Annotated in this window: 13 protein-coding genes and 2 tRNA genes; 3 read left to right on the top strand and 12 right to left on the bottom strand. The window is 70.0% G+C overall.

Annotation, left to right across the window (positions count from 1 at the left end):
• Positions 1–100: 100 nt before the first annotated feature.
• Complete coding sequence (locus ACWDSL_RS05980) at positions 101–634, bottom strand: peptidylprolyl isomerase (protein WP_450482130.1); 534 nt, start codon at positions 632–634, stop codon at positions 101–103.
• A 222-nt stretch (positions 635–856) separates the two neighbouring features.
• Between ACWDSL_RS05980 and ACWDSL_RS05975 the strand changes: the two genes are divergently transcribed.
• Positions 857–1,564 carry a DUF5324 family protein gene (locus tag ACWDSL_RS05975; protein WP_450482128.1) on the top strand — a complete coding sequence of 236 codons (708 nt, stop codon included), beginning with the start codon at positions 857–859 and terminating at the stop codon, positions 1,562–1,564.
• Positions 1,565–1,711: 147 nt separating this feature from the next.
• On the opposite strand, the gene ACWDSL_RS05970 is transcribed toward ACWDSL_RS05975, so the two are convergent.
• Positions 1,712–2,857 carry a response regulator gene (locus tag ACWDSL_RS05970; protein WP_450482126.1) on the bottom strand — a complete coding sequence of 382 codons (1,146 nt, stop codon included), beginning with the start codon at positions 2,855–2,857 and terminating at the stop codon, positions 1,712–1,714.
• Between the two features lie 260 nt (positions 2,858–3,117).
• Positions 3,118–3,190, bottom strand: a tRNA-Ala gene (locus ACWDSL_RS05965).
• Positions 3,191–3,307: 117 nt separating this feature from the next.
• Here ACWDSL_RS05965 and ACWDSL_RS05960 point away from each other — a divergent pair.
• Together ACWDSL_RS05960 and ACWDSL_RS05955 are read left to right on the top strand one after the other, a co-directional pair.
• Positions 3,308–3,853, top strand: a complete 546-nt coding sequence (locus tag ACWDSL_RS05960) for a helix-turn-helix domain-containing protein (RefSeq protein WP_014177978.1) — start codon at positions 3,308–3,310, stop codon at positions 3,851–3,853.
• A 48-nt stretch (positions 3,854–3,901) separates the two neighbouring features.
• Positions 3,902–5,584 carry a protein kinase domain-containing protein gene (locus ACWDSL_RS05955; RefSeq protein WP_450482123.1) on the top strand — a complete coding sequence of 561 codons (1,683 nt, stop codon included), beginning with the start codon at positions 3,902–3,904 and terminating at the stop codon, positions 5,582–5,584.
• A gap of 61 nt (positions 5,585–5,645) precedes the next feature.
• Here ACWDSL_RS05955 and ACWDSL_RS05950 read toward each other — a convergent pair whose 3' ends face one another.
• The 9 genes from ACWDSL_RS05950 to gnd form a co-directional block, all read right to left on the bottom strand.
• A complete protein-coding gene (locus ACWDSL_RS05950) occupies positions 5,646–7,037 on the bottom strand; it encodes a hypothetical protein (RefSeq protein ID WP_450482121.1) in 1,392 nt (463 codons plus the stop codon).
• A 180-nt stretch (positions 7,038–7,217) separates the two neighbouring features.
• Complete coding sequence (locus ACWDSL_RS05945) at positions 7,218–7,352, bottom strand: DLW-39 family protein (RefSeq protein ID WP_003958712.1); 135 nt, start codon at positions 7,350–7,352, stop codon at positions 7,218–7,220.
• Positions 7,353–7,537: 185 nt separating this feature from the next.
• A tRNA-Ile gene (locus ACWDSL_RS05940) sits at positions 7,538–7,611 on the bottom strand.
• A 61-nt stretch (positions 7,612–7,672) separates the two neighbouring features.
• Entirely contained in the window at positions 7,673–8,272 is a 600-nt protein-coding gene (locus ACWDSL_RS05935) for a DUF3566 domain-containing protein (protein ID WP_450482119.1), read from the bottom strand.
• A gap of 147 nt (positions 8,273–8,419) precedes the next feature.
• Positions 8,420–11,026, bottom strand: coding sequence for a DNA gyrase subunit A (gene gyrA / locus ACWDSL_RS05930; protein ID WP_450482117.1), 2,607 nt, complete (start codon positions 11,024–11,026; stop codon positions 8,420–8,422).
• Positions 11,027–11,070: 44 nt separating this feature from the next.
• Positions 11,071–13,113, bottom strand: coding sequence for a DNA topoisomerase (ATP-hydrolyzing) subunit B (gene gyrB / locus ACWDSL_RS05925; protein ID WP_450482115.1), 2,043 nt, complete (start codon positions 13,111–13,113; stop codon positions 11,071–11,073).
• A gap of 324 nt (positions 13,114–13,437) precedes the next feature.
• On the bottom strand, positions 13,438–13,971 hold the full coding sequence (locus ACWDSL_RS05920) for a DUF721 domain-containing protein (RefSeq protein ID WP_385617261.1): 534 nt from the start codon (positions 13,969–13,971) through the stop codon (positions 13,438–13,440).
• Positions 13,968–15,200 carry a DNA replication/repair protein RecF gene (recF, locus tag ACWDSL_RS05915; RefSeq protein ID WP_450482113.1) on the bottom strand — a complete coding sequence of 411 codons (1,233 nt, stop codon included), beginning with the start codon at positions 15,198–15,200 and terminating at the stop codon, positions 13,968–13,970. Before recF ends, ACWDSL_RS05920 begins: the two co-directional genes overlap by 4 nt.
• A gap of 44 nt (positions 15,201–15,244) precedes the next feature.
• A complete protein-coding gene (gene gnd / locus ACWDSL_RS05910; protein WP_450482111.1) occupies positions 15,245–16,123 on the bottom strand; it encodes a phosphogluconate dehydrogenase (NAD(+)-dependent, decarboxylating) in 879 nt (292 codons plus the stop codon).
• Positions 16,124–16,141: the final 18 nt, after the last annotated feature.

Here is a 16,141-nt window from a genome sequence, read left to right as displayed (position 1 = left end):
CGGCGAGGCCCGGCACGGGCCCGCCACGCGGCGGCAGCCGGCTGTATCGACATGCGGCTCCGCCGCGTGGCGATGACGGCCTCGAGGTCAGCCCTCGAATTCAGCCCTCGCGGGTCTCCACGACGACCGACTCGATGACGACGTCATTGAGCGGGCGGTCGGTGCGCGGGTTGGTCGAGGTGCCCACGATCGCGTCGATGACCTTCTTGCTCGCCTCGTCGACGACCTCGCCGAAGATGGTGTGCTTACCGGTCAGCCACGCGGTCGGCGCCACGGTGATGAAGAACTGCGAGCCGTTGGTGCCCGGGCCGGCGTTGGCCATCGCCAGCAGGTACGGCTTGTTGAACGCCAGGTCCGGGTGGAACTCGTCGCCGAACTCGTAGCCGGGGCCACCGGTGCCGTTGCCCAGCGGGTCACCGCCCTGGATCATGAAGCCGCTGATCACGCGGTGGAAGACGGTGCCGTCGTACAGCTTCTCCTTGGCCCGCTTGCCCGTCGCCGGGTGGGTCCACTCACGGGTGCCCTCGGCGAGCTCCACGAAGTTCTTGACCGTCTTGGGGGCGTGGTTCGGCAGCAGCCGGACCTCGATGTCGCCATTGTTCGTCTTCAGGGTGGCGTAGAGCTGCTCAGCCACGATCTACCTTCCATAGTTTTCATTGCGGTCCCTTGATCCTCGCACGGACGCCGCGACGACGCGTACCCACGAAGCGGCGCGCGGCACACACGATTCATGCCGGCCCGGACGGGAACCCGTACGTGCCCCGGATGCCCGGCCGCGCGTGCCCGGCATCCTGCACACAGGGATGATCGTCATAAATAGGCATGATCTTCCATGAAATGGAAAGGGGAGGATCCCGTGACCCGCATGGAGAGCGTGCGAGCCGCGACCGGCACCGCCAAGGGCAGCGTCCTGCACGCGGCGGAGGTGGTGGCGCCCTACGCCGGTACGGCCAAGGACGCCGCCACGCGCTACGCGCACACGGCTCGCGTACAGCTGGGGCCGAAGGTCTCGCACGCCGCGCACCAAGCCCGCTACACCGCAGGCAGCCAGTACCACGTGCATATCGCGCCGCGGCTGACCCAGGCCCGCGGCACCCTGCCGCGCGGGGTCGACGACGCCGCCACCCGGGCCGCCGCCCGCACCCGCAAGGCGGCGCGCCAGGCCGCCCGGTACACCGCGCCGCGCGTCCAGCACGCGGTGGCCGAGGCGCGCGCCACCGCCGGGCCGGTATGCGAGGAGGCCGTCACCCGCAGCGCCGCGGCCCTCGCCGCCCTGCGTGACCATGTGACCGCGGCCGACATCCACAAGCTCGCCAGGCGCCGCCGCAGGAGGGACCGCACCGGCCGCATCGCCAAGCGCACCGCCTTCGTCGGCCTCGTGGGCGCGGGGATCTTCACCGCGTGGAAGTGGTGGGACAGGCAGGCCAACCCCGACTGGCTGGTCGAGCCCCCGGCGGCGACCGAGCTGAGCGGGCGCGAGCCGCTGACGTCGGTGGACGGCAGCGACCAGTCCGCACTCGACCCGGAGGCGCAGAGCAAGCAGGCGAACGAGAACGATCGCTGAGCCCGGGCCGGGCGCCGGGCAGGCGTCGGGGTGCCGGGCAGGCGTCGGTGCGGACCGGCCGGCAGGCCCGGCAGCACACCCGGAAGGGCGGGAGACCACGGCGTCCCCGCCCTTCGCCATTCCCCTCCCGCTGCCTCCCCCGGCCGGTCAGCGGGCGGCGACGCGCTCGCTGTACCGGCGCCGCTCCAGGAAGATCTCCGTGAAGACGGAGACCTTGGCGCGCAGCGCCCAGGGATCGAACGGCTTGGCGATGTAGTCCACCGCACCGGCCGCGTATCCCCGGGAGGAGTGCTCCGGGTCGGCGCCCATCGCGGTCATGAAGATGATCGGGATGTCCCGGTTGCGGGGCCGCCGCTGGATATGGGCCGCGGTCTCATAGCCGTCCATCTCCGGCATCTGCACGTCCAGCAGGATCACCGCGAAGTCATCGTGATCGAGCAGGGCCTTGAGAGCCTCCTGCCCCGAGGACGCGGTCACCAGCTCCTGGTCCAGCTTGGCCAGCACGGCTGCCATGGCCAGCAGGTTGTTGTGCTGGTCGTCGACCACGAGGATCTTGGGACGAGGCCCCGGGCAGGGCTTGGACATCACGGGCTCCGCAGGGGCGTCGGACACCCCGTCCGGCGCCGGGGCCGCGGCGGGGCGCTGGGACTCCACCATGGCCAGCTGCCGCTCCAGCATCTGGCAGCGGTCCTCCGCCAGTAACCCGCGCAGCCGCACATCCTCCAGCTCCTCGGTGAGGCGCTTCACCTCGCGCTGGAGCATGTCCCGCTCCTTGATCAGCTCCGCCTGGTCGGGAAGACCCAGCTCCAGCGTGTCCGCCCGGGTGCGCTCCATCGCCCACGCCGCCTCCAGCTGGTTCAGCCGCACCTCGAGATCGGCGATCCGGTGCTGCCGGTCGAGCAGCGCCTCCCCCAGCACGTCCTCCGTCACGCTCGACGTCCTGGCCTCCCGGTCGGCGTCCGCGAGCTGGTGCTGGAGGATCTCCATGGCGTGACCGGGCGATCCGCTCGTATGCACCGCGGCCCGGTGCAGCTCCCGCACCAGCTCGATCGCGGCCGGGGTCGCCGCGGTGCCCCGCCGCTCGGCGAGATCGGTGAACAGGTCCTGCACGAACTCCCACGGCGGGATGCGCGTCCCGCTCAGATAGCGCGAGAGCGTGCCCGGATCGCGATACCTGCGCGCGGCATATCTGCGCACCGAGACTTCCAGCCCTTTGAACAGGTCCCGCAGCGCCAAGGCGAAATCCCGGCATTCCTGGCTCAGACCCTCACCCAAGGGCCGCAGCTCACGCATCTTGTCTCCCCGCACGGCGGATCGCGCCGACCAGACGACTCCCGGACCACATGCCCGAGTTGAGGCCAGCGTGAGGCATTCCGGAGGTGTTGCACGCGACAACGGCGAGAGCGGCAACACCGGGCAACATGGGGGAGGACAATGCCCCGGAACGGCGCTGCGGGCCCGCGCGGACCGACCGCGCCAAGGGACCCACGGGACTTGGGCAGCAAGAAAAACCGGCCAGGGCACGCTTCTGGTGTCCTGGCCGGTGACGAAAGTGGAGCCTAGGAGAGTCGAACTCCTGACATCCGCCATGCAAAGACGGCGCTCTACCAACTGAGCTAAGGCCCCGTCGCCGATCAGGATACCTGGTTGTGGCCCCCTTTCCCGACCGGGTATCGCTCGCGCGTACCGCCCTCCGTAGGATGCCACGCAAGATTCGCTGCAGCGAAGCGAAGGGGAGAGCGAATGGACGCAGCACAGCAGGATGCCACCGCCCGCGCACGGGAGCTGCAGCGCAGCTGGTACGGGGAGCCGCTGGGGGCGCTCTTCCGCCGTCTCATCGACGACCTCGGCCTCAACCAGGCCCGCCTTGCCGCCGTCCTCGGCCTGTCCGCGCCCATGCTCTCGCAGCTGATGAGCGGCCAGCGAGCCAAGATCGGCAACCCGGCCGTCGTCCAGCGGGTACAGGCCCTGCAGGAGCTGTCGAGCCAGGCGGCGGACGGCCGGGTCAGCGCCGCCGAGGCCGCCGAGCGCATGGAGGAGATCAAGAAGTCCGCGGGGGGCTCCGTGCTGAACACCACACAGACCACGGCGAGCACCGGCGCCCCCACCGTGCGGCGCGTGGTCCGCGAGATCCAGTCGCTGCTGCGCTCGGTATCCGCCGCGGGCGACATCATCGACGCCGCCGACACCCTCGCCCCCACCCACCCGGAGCTGGCAGAGTTCCTCCGGGTGTACGGCGCCGGGCGGACCGCCGAGGCGGTCGCCCACTACGAGGCGCACCAGAACTGATGGGCTGACGGACTGCTGACGAGCCGATGAGTGGGCGGGGGCCGCGCGATGGGTGAAGTCTTCGCGGGCCGGTACGAGCTGGTCGACCCGATCGGGCGCGGTGGCGTGGGCGCCGTATGGCGCGTCTGGGACCACCGGCGCCGCCGCTACGTCGCGGCGAAGGTGCTGCAGCAGCGCGATGCGCACACCCTGCTGCGGTTCGTACGGGAACAGGCGCTGCGCATCGACCACCCCTATGTGCTGGCACCGGCCAGCTGGGCGGCGGACGACGACAAGGTGCTGTTCACCATGGACCTGGTGGGCGGCGGCTCGTTCGCCCATCTCATCGGCGACTACGGCCCGCTGCCGCCGCGCTATGTGTGCACGCTGCTCGACCAGTTGCTCTCCGGCCTGGCGGCGGTGCACGCGGAAGGCGTGGTGCACCGCGACATCAAACCCGCGAACATCCTGCTGGAGGCCACCGGGACCGGCCGGCCGCATGTGCGGCTGTCCGACTTCGGCATCGCGCTGACGAAGGGGGAACCCCGGCTCACCGAGGCCAACTACGTGATGGGGACGCCCGGTTACTTCGCGCCCGAGCAGATGATGGGCGAGGAGCCGGACTTCCCCGCCGACCTCTTCGCGGTCGGGCTGGTGGCGCTGTATCTGCTCAGCGGGCACAAACCGGACGCGGACGCCCTGATCAAGCTGTTCGAGCAGGGTGTGCCGAACGCGCCCACGGGGGTGCCCGAGCCGCTGTGGCAGGTGATCGCGAATCTGCTGCAGCCCGACCCCGACGACCGGTTCCGCACGGCCACAGGGGCGCGCAAGGCGCTTCTCGCGGCCACCGAGATGCTGCCCGAGCCCGGCATCGACGACGAGGTGATCGAGGTCTTCGACCATCTCGGGCCGCTCCCCGAGGGGTTCGGGTCCGAGGGTCCCTTCCGGACGATCCAACGGGCGGGCGCGGACACCGAGGCCGACACTGACACCAGCACTAACACCGGCACCAGCACCAGCACGGCCCATGCACACAGCGGCCCGACACCCCAGCCACCGGGCTCCCAGGGGCCCAGCACGCCACCGCCGTCCGAGCCGTCCCTGCCACAACCATCCGAATCGTCCGTTTCGCAGCCGTCGGTCTCGCAGCCGTCCGTTTCGCAGCCGTCGATGTCGGACACCGGCAGCTTCCAACTGCCGCCGCCCCAGCCTCAGACGCCGCACACCGGGATACCGCAGCACCCGGCCCCACAACCGCCCTCGGCCCCCCAGCCGCCCACCGGACAGCCGCACACCGGCCAGAACCCGAGCAGGCAGAACCCGAGCGGCCAGCACCCCAGCGGGCAGTTCCCGACCGGGCAGCCCCAAACCCCGTACCCCCCGCACGCCCCCCACACGCCGCACTCCGGCCTTCCGCAGCCGCCGGCCGCCCAGCCGGCGCCCGCACAGCCCACGACGCCTCCGCGGCCCGTACGGCCCGCACAGCCGCCGCAGGCCACGCCCGATCCGCGACAACAGCCAGGCCCCCCGCCCGCGCATACGCATACGCCTACCCCCACTCCGGCCACGGCTTCCGCCCCGGCGGCCCAGCACGATTTCCCTCCTACTCGTCCATACACCGCTCCGCAGCCGCAGGTTCCCCCCACCGCCCGACGCCGCCCCGGACCGTCCCGGAAGACGACGATCGCGATCCTGATCGCCGCGGTCGTGTGCTTCGCGGTCGGCACATGGGCGTTACTGACCGCGGGCTGACCCGACGGCCATGGGCCGTGGCCACCCACCAGGCGGGCGCCACCCGCCAAGCAGCCGTCACCTACCAGGCAGGCGGCGGCCCGTACCGCCGGTGCCTGCCCGGCCCGGATGCCGGGGCCGCGGCGGCCGGGGCACGGCGCCGGGCCGCCAGCGTCCACCCCCCGAGCCCGAACAGCAGCAGCGCGCCGACGGCGTAGCTCACATAGCCCACCAGCCGCAGCCGGCCCTTGTCCGTGTCGTCGACCACCGCGGCCCCGGCATCGTCCCCGGTCGACGGCCCCCGGGCGGCCCCCCGGCGATCGGCGTCCGTGAGACCGAAGCCCGCCCGGACCGCGTCCCCGTCGTACGTCGGCCCGGCCTTCGCGGTGCCCGAGATCCGCACCCGCAGGGTGAGCGGCACCGTGTCCTTGAAGAACCGCGTGACGTCCGGATTCACCGTGACCGCCAGGTAGTACCACCCGGCGAAGCTCATCTTGCGCACGGAGTAGTCGGCCCGCGCCGAGCGGTTGCCGTACGCCACGGGGACGGTGTCCGCCTCCACCTGCGCCTTCTGGCCCTCGTAGGCCTCGAAGGAGCTCTTCTTCGTCAGGCCGCGCGCCGGGTTGAAGACCCGAAGCCCCAGCGCGTCGTTGACCCCGGCCGTCTCTCCTGTCTTCGCGGCGGACAATTCGGCGGTGGCGTCGAGCCGCTGTCCCCAGTCGATCGGCACCCGGTAGAAGTGGGTCTCGCCCGGCCTGATCTGATCCGCCCACACCCCTGTGGACAACGGGCGCGCGTCGTTGAACCCCGTGCCGCCCTGCCGCCCCCGCGCCTTGCCCTCGGGCAGCTCGGGCGGGGTGGCGCGCCAACTGCTCTCCGGGGCCTGCCCGGTGTCCCCGCCCTTCACCGGCGGCTCCACCATCAGCCTGAGCTCCAGCGGCCAGCTGTCGGGGTCCTGGGAGCCGGCTCCGCGCTCCACGGTGACGACGTACCGGCCCGCCTTCCGGCAGGAGGCCACCGAGCCCGACGCGGCCTGGCGTGCCGCGTAGTCGGCGAGCGGATAGGCCACGCCGTTCGCCTCGATCTTCCGGTCGGAGCTGTCGCAGGTGGTGCCGTCGGGGCTCTCCAACGTCACTTTGACCCGATCCTGGTACGAGACGACGCCCGCCCCCGGCCGGGGCGCCGCGACCGCCGAGACATACGCACCGGACGTGGTGTCCAGCCGGACGCTGTAGTACCGCTTCTGGCCCGCCGCGATGCTGTCGACGTAGCCGAGCCCCGGCTTCAGCAGCGGGGCGCCCTCGGCGGCGTCAGCGCCGTGGATCAAGGTCCCCTCGGTCCGGTACGGCCGCGCCCCGGCGGCCCCGTCCGCGGGCGCGGCCCAGGCCTGGCCGGGCAGTCCTGGCGCCGTGGCCACCGCGCACAGCGCGGCCACCGCGGCGAGGCCGGTCCTGACCTTGCTGCGGTCATCCATCGCGGGTCACTCCTCGTCGTACCGGCCGCACAGCCCGTTCAACTTTGCTTATGCAAGCATTTCATTTGCAAGAGTGAACAAAGAAGACGGTTGCCGCGAGGAGTCCCGCGACAGCCGCCAGTAAAGCCGACAGGGCCCCGACCGCTCCAGCGGTCGGGGCCCTGCACAGAGCTGTTGGTCTCACACACCCGAACCTGCGGGCACGGAGTCGGTCGCCTCCGTCCACAGATCCTGCTCGGCGCGATCCGCCTGGATCTGGCGGTACACGAGGAGCCCGCCGATGGCGGCCAGTGCGACCAGGAGAAGCTTCTTCACCGCGCTACCTCGTCTCTTTCCTTGACGTAGGGGACCTCTGGCGCCCGATGATACACACCGGCCGATACCGTTCGGTGACCTATGCCCGGCATTGGCCGGCCGACAGCCGTTCATCAACTGTCCGGGCGCCGTTACGGAATCAGCCCGGACGAAGAGAAGATCTCCGTCCGGGCTGATCGCACCGGTGGGGCTAACAGGACTTGAACCTGTGGCCTCTTCCTTATCAGGGAAGCGCTCTAACCGTCTGAGCTATAGCCCCGCGCTGCACCGAAAGATTAGCGCACGACCAGCCCTGTCCCAAAATCGGTTACAGGCGGCCGCTACTCGTCCTCGGCCAGCGTGAGCTCCACACCGCCGACGAAGCCCGCCGACAGGTTGTAGATGAAGGCCCCCAGGGTGGCCAGGGCCGTGGCCAGCACCACATTGATCGCTGCGATGACCCCGGTGAAGGCCAGTACTCGCGGCAGCGACAGGAAGGACTCCAGGTCGAAGCCGGTGCCCTTCTTCGACTCCGTGGCCTCGCTGATCGTCCCGCCCACGGCGCTGAAGACGCCCATCCCGTCCATGACCATCCACAGCACCGCCGCGGCGACCACGGTACAGATGCCCAGCGCGATCGCGAGCAGGAAGCTGACCTTCATCACCGACCACGGGTCCGCCCTGGCGACCCGCAGCCGCGCCTTGCGCGTACGCGGGGCCGAGCGGGCACCCGACTCGGTGCGCGGCCGGCGCACCGCGGTCTGCTGGTGCCCCGAGGCGCCCCTGGCGGCCCCGCCGGTGCTCGGCGGGGTGCTCGGCGGGGCATACGCCTGCGGCGGGTGGTACGGCTGCGCGGGCTGTGGCTGGCCCGGCCGCTCACCGGGCAGCGGGCTGCCCGGGTAGCTCTCGTACGGCGGCTGCGGCTGCCTGATGTCCGTCACGGTACCCCCATGGGAGTCGGTGGAGGGGCCACGGGCGCCTGCCGAAGCGGGTGATCCACTCCCGGCCGGTGCGGCGCCCGGCACCGGCCCATGGCCGGTGTCCGTTCCGCCGCCGCCCGCCGCGGGACCCGTGGCTCCACTCACGACCTACTCCTCGGTCTCGTCGGCCGGGGGCGGTGTGCCCTCGGCCGCCTCGGACGCGGCCCCCTCGGCTGCTTCGCTCACGGTCTCGGACTCGTCCTCGACCTCTTCAGCCTCACGACCGGCCTCGGCGTTCCGGGCGATACCGACGACGGCATCGCGCTTGCCCAGGTTGATCAGTTGGACGCCCATGGTGTCACGGCCCGTCTCCCTGACCTCGTTCACACGGGTACGGATTACGCCACCGCTGAGCGTGATGGCAAGGATCTCATCACTTTCCTCGACCACCAGAGCCCCGACGAGAGAACCGCGGTCCTCCACGATCTTGGCGGCCTTGATACCGAGGCCGCCACGGCCCTGGACACGGTACTCGTCGACATTCGTCCGCTTCGCGTACCCACCGTCGGTGGCGGTGAACACGAACGTACCGGGCCGGACGACATTCATCGACAAGAGCTCGTCGCCCTCGCGGAAGCTCATGCCCTTGACGCCGGAAGTCGCCCGTCCCATCGGCCGCATCGAATCATCCGTGGCCGTGAACCTGATCGACTGTGCCTTCTTGCTGATCAGCAGCAGATCGTCCTCGGCCGAAACCAGCTCGGCACCGATCAGCTCGTCCTCCCGGCCGTCCTCCGTCTCCCGGAGGTTGATGGCGATCACACCACCCGACCGCGGGGAGTCGTAGTCCTTGAGCGGGGTCTTCTTCACCAGCCCCGACTTCGTCGCCAGCACCAGATACGGCGCCGCCTCGTAGTCGCGGATCGCCAGGATCTGCGCGATCTGCTCGTCCGGCTGGAACGCCAGCAGGTTGGCGACGTGCTGGCCGCGCGCCTCCCGGCCCGCGTCCGGCAGCTCGTACGCCTTCGCCCGGTAGACCCGGCCCTTGTTGGTGAAGAACAGCAGCCAGTGGTGGGTGGTCGAGACGAAGAAGTGGTCGACGATGTCGTCCTGCTTGAGCTTGGTGCCGCGCACGCCCTTACCGCCGCGCTTCTGCGAGCGGTAGTCCTCGGTCTTCGTACGCTTCACATAGCCGCCGCGGGAGATCGTGACGACGATGTCCTCCTCAGCGATCAGGTCCTCGATGGACATGTCACCGTCGAAGGGGATCAGCTTGGTGCGCCGGTCGTCGCCGAACTTCTCGACGATCGCGGTCAGCTCCTCGCTGATGATCTGCCGCTGCCGCTCGGGCGAGGCCAGGATCGCGTTGTACTCATTGATCTTGGCCTGCAGCTCGTCGTGCTCCTGGATGATCTTCTGACGCTCCAGGGCGGCGAGCCGCCGCAGCTGCATCTCCAGGATCGCGTTGGCCTGGATCTCGTCGATCGTCAGCAGGTCGATCAGGCCCGCGCGCGCGATCTCCACCGTGTCACTGCGCCGGATCAGCGCGATGACCTCGTCGATCGCGTCCAGCGCCTTGAGCAGACCGCGCAGGATGTGGGCCCGCTCCTCGGCCTTGCGCAGCCTGAAGCGCGTCCGGCGGACGACGACCTCGATCTGGTGGGTGACCCAGTTGCGGATGAAGGCGTCCAGCGAGAGGGTGCGCGGCACCCCGTCGACCAGCGCCAGCATGTTCGCGCCGAAGTTGGTCTGCAGATCGGTGTGCTTGTAGAGGTTGTTGAGCACGACCTTGGCGACCGCGTCCCGCTTCAACACGATGACCAGGCGCTGACCGGTCCGCGAGGACGTCTCGTCGCGGACGTCCGCGATGCCGCCGATCCTGGCTTCCTTCACCAGGTCGGCGATCTTCTGCGCCAGATTGTCCGGGTTGACCTGGTACGGCAGCTCGGTGACCACCAGGCACTGACGGCCCTGGATCTCCTCGACCTCGACGACCGCGCGCATCGTGATGGAGCCGCGGCCGGTGCGGTGCGCCTCCTCGATGCCCTTGCGGCCGACGACCAGGGCGCCGGTGGGGAAGTCCGGGCCCTTGATCCGGTCGACCAGGGCGTCGAGCAGCTCCTCCGGGGTGGCCTCCGGGTTGGCCAGGAACCACTGGGCGCCCTCGGCCACCTCGCGGAGGTTGTGCGGCGGGATGTTGGTGGCCATGCCGACCGCGATCCCCGCCGAGCCGTTGATCAGCAGGTTCGGGAAGCGGGCCGGCAGGACCGTCGGCTCCTGGTTACGCCCGTCGTAGTTGTCCTGGAAGTCGACGGTGTCCTCGTCGATGTCCCGGAGCATCTCCATGGACAGCGGCGCCATCTTGCACTCGGTGTAGCGCATGGCGGCCGCCGGGTCGTTGCCCGGGGAGCCGAAGTTGCCGTTGGAGTCGACCAGCGGCATCCGCATGGACCACGGCTGGGCCAGCCGCACCAGGGCGTCGTAGATGGACGAGTCGCCGTGCGGGTGGTACGTGCCCATCACGTCGCCGACGACGCGGGCGCACTTGTAGAAGCCCTTCTCGGGGCGGTACCCGCCGTCGTACATCGCGTACAGCACACGGCGGTGCACCGGCTTGAGGCCGTCCCGGACGTCGGGCAGCGCACGGCTCACGATCACGCTCATCGCGTAGTCGAGGTACGAGCGCTGCATCTCCGTCTCGAGGCCCACCGGCTCGACGCGGGTGGCCCCCTGGGCGGTGTCTTCGGGCGTGTTCGGGGTGTTCTCGTCGGCCATTGCTGGTCAAAGTCCTTCTGTCGTCTGCGGCGCTCGGGGCCGACTCAGATGTCGAGGAAGCGGACGTCCTTGGCGTTGCGCTGGATGAAGGAGCGCCGGGCCTCGACGTCCTCGCCCATCAGGACCGAGAACAGATCGTCGGCCTGCGCGGCGTCGTCCAGGGTGACCTGGCCCAGGACGCGGTGGTCCACGTCCATGGTGGTCACACGCAGCTCCTCGGCGTTCATCTCGCCCAGACCCTTGAAGCGCTGGACCGAGTCCTCCTTGATGCGCTTACCCTGCTCGCGGCCGGCCTGGATCAGCGCGTCCCGCTCGCGGTCCGAGTACGCGTACTCGAAGTCGTCCCGGCCCCACTTGATCTTGTAGAGCGGCGGGCGGGACAGGAAGACATGGCCCGCCTCGACCAGCGGGCGCATAAAGCGGAAGAGGAAGGTGAGCAGCAGGGTGTTGATGTGCTGGCCGTCGACATCGGCGTCCGCCATCAGGATGATCTTGTGATAGCGGAGCTTGCTGATGTCGAAGTCCTCGTGCACACCGGTGCCGAACGCCGAGATCAGCGCCTGGACCTCGTTGTTCTGGAGGATCTTGTCGACCCGCGCCTTCTCGACGTTGAGGATCTTGCCTCGGATGGGCAGGATCGCCTGGTACTGCGGGTTACGGCCGGCCTTGGCCGAGCCGCCGGCGGAGTCACCCTCGACGATGAAGATCTCGCACTTGGCGGGGTCGTTGGACTGGCAGTCGGCCAGCTTGCCCGGCAGTGACGCGGTCTCCAGCAGCCCCTTGCGGCGGGTCAGATCGCGGGCCTTACGGGCCGCGACCCGGGCCGTGGCCGCCTGGATGGACTTGCGGATGATATCCGCCGCCTCGTTCGGGTAGCGGTCCAGCCAGTCGGCCAGGTGCTCATGGACGATCTTCTGGACGAAGGTCTTCGCCTCCGTGTTGCCCAGCTTGGTCTTCGTCTGACCCTCGAACTGCGGCTCGCCGAGCTTGACCGAGATGATCGCGGTCAGGCCCTCGCGGATGTCCTCACCGGTGAGATTGTCATCCTTTTCCCGGAGCAGCTTCTTGTCCCGCGCGTACTTGTTGATCAAGTACGTCAGCGCGGAGCGGAAGCCCTCCTCGTGGGTGCCGCCCTCATGGGTGTGGATGGTGTTCGCGAAGCTGTAGACACCCTCGGTGTACTGGGTGTTCCACTGCATCGCGATCTCGACCGAGAGCATCCGCTCCTTGTCCTCGGCCTCGAATCCGATGATCGTGGGGTGGACCAGCTCCCCCTTGCGGGAGTTCAGGTACTGCACGAAGTCGACGATGCCGCCCTCGTAGCAGTACGTCACGGAGAGCGGCTTGCCCTCCTCGTCCACATGGGCCTCGCGCTCGTCCCTCAGCGAGATGGACAGGCCCTTGTTGAGGAACGCCATCTCCTGGAAGCGCCGCGACAGCGTCTCGAAGGAGTACTCGGTCGTCTCGAAGACATCCGGGTCGGCCCAGAAGGTGACCGTCGTACCGGTCTCCGTGATCTGCTCGTTCTTGGCCAGCGGCGCGGTGGGCACGCCAAGCTTGTAGTCCTGGGTCCAGCGGTAGCCGTCCCGCTTGACCTCGACCGAGACCTTCGTCGACAGCGCGTTGACCACGGAGACGCCGACGCCGTGCAGCCCGCCGGAGACGGCGTAGCCGCCGCCGCCGAACTTGCCGCCCGCGTGCAGCACGGTCAGCACGACCTCGACGGCCGGCTTCTTCTCCACCGGATGCAGGTCGACCGGGATACCGCGGCCGTTGTCGACCACGCGGACCCCGCCATCGGCCAGGATCGTCACGTCGATGGTGTCCGCGTGACCGGCCAGGGCCTCGTCCACGGAGTTGTCCACCACCTCTTGGACAAGGTGGTGGAGGCCGCGCTCACCGGTGGAACCGATGTACATACCGGGTCGCTTGCGGACCGCGTCCAGGCCCTCCAGGACGGTGATCGCACTGGCGTCATAGGACGGCGGGGCCAGAGCCCCGTCGACGTCCTCGGACGGGATCTCGGACGGGATGTTCTCGTTGGGGTTGCCGGAATCGGCCACGAAGCGCCCTTTCTGGCACAGCACGAGCCGTCTCCGGGGCAGGCAGGAGCGGCTGCGTCGTTCAACATGTGTCCGCGAGCGCTCGGTGCGCAAGCGGCGACGGTGTACGCGGCCAGTCTACCGGTAGCGCCGACAAGAATGGGGGCTTGCCGGTGCCTGAGTACGCATGTGCCGCCCTGAACCGGTCGTCACCGACTCCCCATATCTGGGGAAGGGGTTTAAGAGGCTCACACCGCCACTCAGCGCTTCGGGTCGTCAACCACCGGCAACCATGACAGACGCCCCAGCGGCCACCCCCTTCACGACCGCCCCGCCACCTGCGCACCCGGGGGCGCACGCAGGGCTGTCTCAGCCGTAGGTGTCGCCTGGACCCGTGGAGCCGGGGGCGCGCAGCGATCCATAACGGCGGGCCGGGCCGCCCGGGCCCAAGACCTTGATCAGCTTGACCGTGCCCTGGCCGAGGTCCGCGTTGAGCCGGGCCACCAGCTGCGGGGCCAGCAGCCGCAGTTGGGTCGCCCACGCCGTCGAATCGCACCGCACCGTCAGCACCCGAGCCTCCTCGTCGTACCGCTGCGGCTCGCAGTGCTGCGCCACCTCCGGCCCCACCATCTGGGGCCAGCGGCCCATCACCCCGCCCACCGCGGCCGGGGTCTCCCAGCCCCGCTCGGTGATCAGCCGGTTGATCGCGGCACCGAGCGGCAGCGGATCGCGCCCGTCGGCGCGCGCGCCGGAGCGCAAGCCCCCTCGGCGCGCCTGCTTCTTCTGCTGCGCCGCCGCACCACGGGCGCGCGCCTGCTCCTTGGCGGCGCGCAGCGCCACCCGCGCCAGGTCGACACCCGAAGGCTCCGGTGGGGTGGGCGGCTGTGCGGGCTGCTCGGTCACAGGGGCCGCACCTCCCCTTCGGACACCGCGTAGCGCGCGCCCGCCAGCACCCCGGGGACGTCGTCCTCCACAGCCGCCGTCACCAGCACCTGCTCACCGGGCGCGACCAGCTCGGCCAACCGCTCCCGGCGCCGCTCGTCGAGCTCCGCGAAGACGTCGTCCAGCACCAGCACCGGCTCGCCCGCCCGCCGGACCGCCCCGGCCTCACCGCCCCCGCCGGCCTCGGCTGCCTCAGCTGCCTCGGCGGAAGCTGCACCCGGCGCCCATGAGATGTCCGCGCGCAGCAGGTCGTACGAGGCCAGGCGCAGGGCCAGCGCATACGACCAGGACTCGCCATGGCTCGCATAGCCCTTCGCCGGAAGCTCCCCGAGCCGCAGGATCAGATCGTCGCGGTGCGGGCCGACCAGCGTCACCCCACGCTCGATCTCCTGCTTACGGGCGGCGGTGAGCGCGGCCGAAAGCTGCTCGTACAGCTCCTCGCGGGTGCCCGCGGCCGCCAGGCCGTCGCCCATGGAGCTGCGGTAGTCAAAACCGATCGGGCCGCCGCCCGGGGCCAGTTGCTCATACGCCTTGTCGGTCAGCGGCTGCAGCGCGGCGATCAGATCGAGGCGCTGGGCGAGCAATTCCGCACCGGCGCGCGCCAGATGCTGGTCCCATACGTCGAGAGTGGACAGCGCCCCGTCGCCCCCGGAACCCCGGCCGCCGCCGTGACGCCGGGCCAACGCGGCGGTCTTGAGCAGGGTGTTGCGCTGCTTGAGCACGCGCTCGTAGTCGGCGCGGACCCCGGCCATGCGCGGTGAGCGCGCGGTGACCAGCTCGTCCAGGAAGCGCCGGCGCTCCCCGGGATCTCCCTTGACCAGGGCCAGGTCCTCGGGCGCGAACAGGACCGTGCGCAGGATGCCAAGCACATCGCGCGGTCTGACCTGCGACGATCTATTGATTCTGGCGCGGTTCGCCTTACCGGGGTTCAGCTCCAGCTCGACCAGCTGCTGCCGGTCGCCCTCGACGATCGCGGCCCGCACGATCGCCCGGTCCGCGCCCATCCGCACCAGCGGAGCGTCGGCGGAGACGCGATGGCTGCCGAGCGTGGCCACATAGCCGACGGCCTCGACGAGGTTGGTCTTCCCCTGGCCGTTGGGGCCCACAAAAGCCGTGACGCCCGGACCGAGGGCGACCTCGGCCCGGGCGTATGAGCGGAAGTCGGCGAGCGACAGATGCGTTACATGCATGGTGGCGCGCCGACCTCCCCCGGCGGCTCCCTTACGGGGGCTGGTTACTTCTTGTTCTCGACCGCGTGGCCGCCGAACTGGTTGCGCAGTGCGGCGATCATCTTCATCTGCGGGGAGTCGTCCTGGCGGGACGCGAACCGGGCGAAGAGCGAGGCCGTGATGGCGGGCAGTGGCACGGCGTTGTCGATGGCCGCCTCGACGGTCCAGCGGCCCTCGCCGGAGTCCTCCGCGTAGCCCCGCAGCTTCTCCAGGTGCTCGTCGTCGTCCAGGGCGTTGACCGCGAGGTCAAGCAGCCAGGAGCGGATGACGGTGCCCTCCTGCCAGGAGCGGAAGACCTCGCGGACGTCGGTGACCGAGTCCACGGCCTCCAACAGCTCCCAGCCCTCGGCGTAGGCCTGCATCATCGCGTACTCGATGCCGTTGTGGACCATCTTCGCGAAATGACCGGCGCCGACCCGCCCGGCGTGGACCGAGCCGAAGTCACCCTCGGGCTTGAGCGCATCGAAGATCGGCTGGACCCGCGCCACATGCTCGGCCGCGCCGCCATACATCAACGCATAGCCGTTCTCCAGGCCCCAGACGCCGCCGGAGACGCCGCAGTCGACAAAGCCGATGCCCTTGGCGTTCAGCTGCTCGGCGTGGCGCTCGTCGTCGGTCCAGCGGGAGTTGCCACCGTCGACCACGATGTCGCCCGGCGACAGCAGCTCGGCCAGCTCCTCGATGGTGGTCTGGGTCGCGATACCGGCCGGCACCATGATCCACACCACCCGCGGTCCCTTGAGCTTGTCCACAAGGTCGCCCAGGCTGTGGACGTCGGCGACGTCCGGGTTTCGGTCGTACCCGATGACGGTGTGACCTGCGCGGCGAATGCGCTCGCGCATATTGCCGCCCATCTTGCCGAGACCGACGAGACCGAGCTCCATCAGTGATCCTTTATGCCG

The sequence above is a fragment of the Streptomyces sp. NPDC000941 genome (assembly GCF_053599555.1).
The sequence above is the reverse complement of the archived record's forward strand: the minus strand, read 5'-3'. Positions and strand labels throughout refer to the sequence as shown.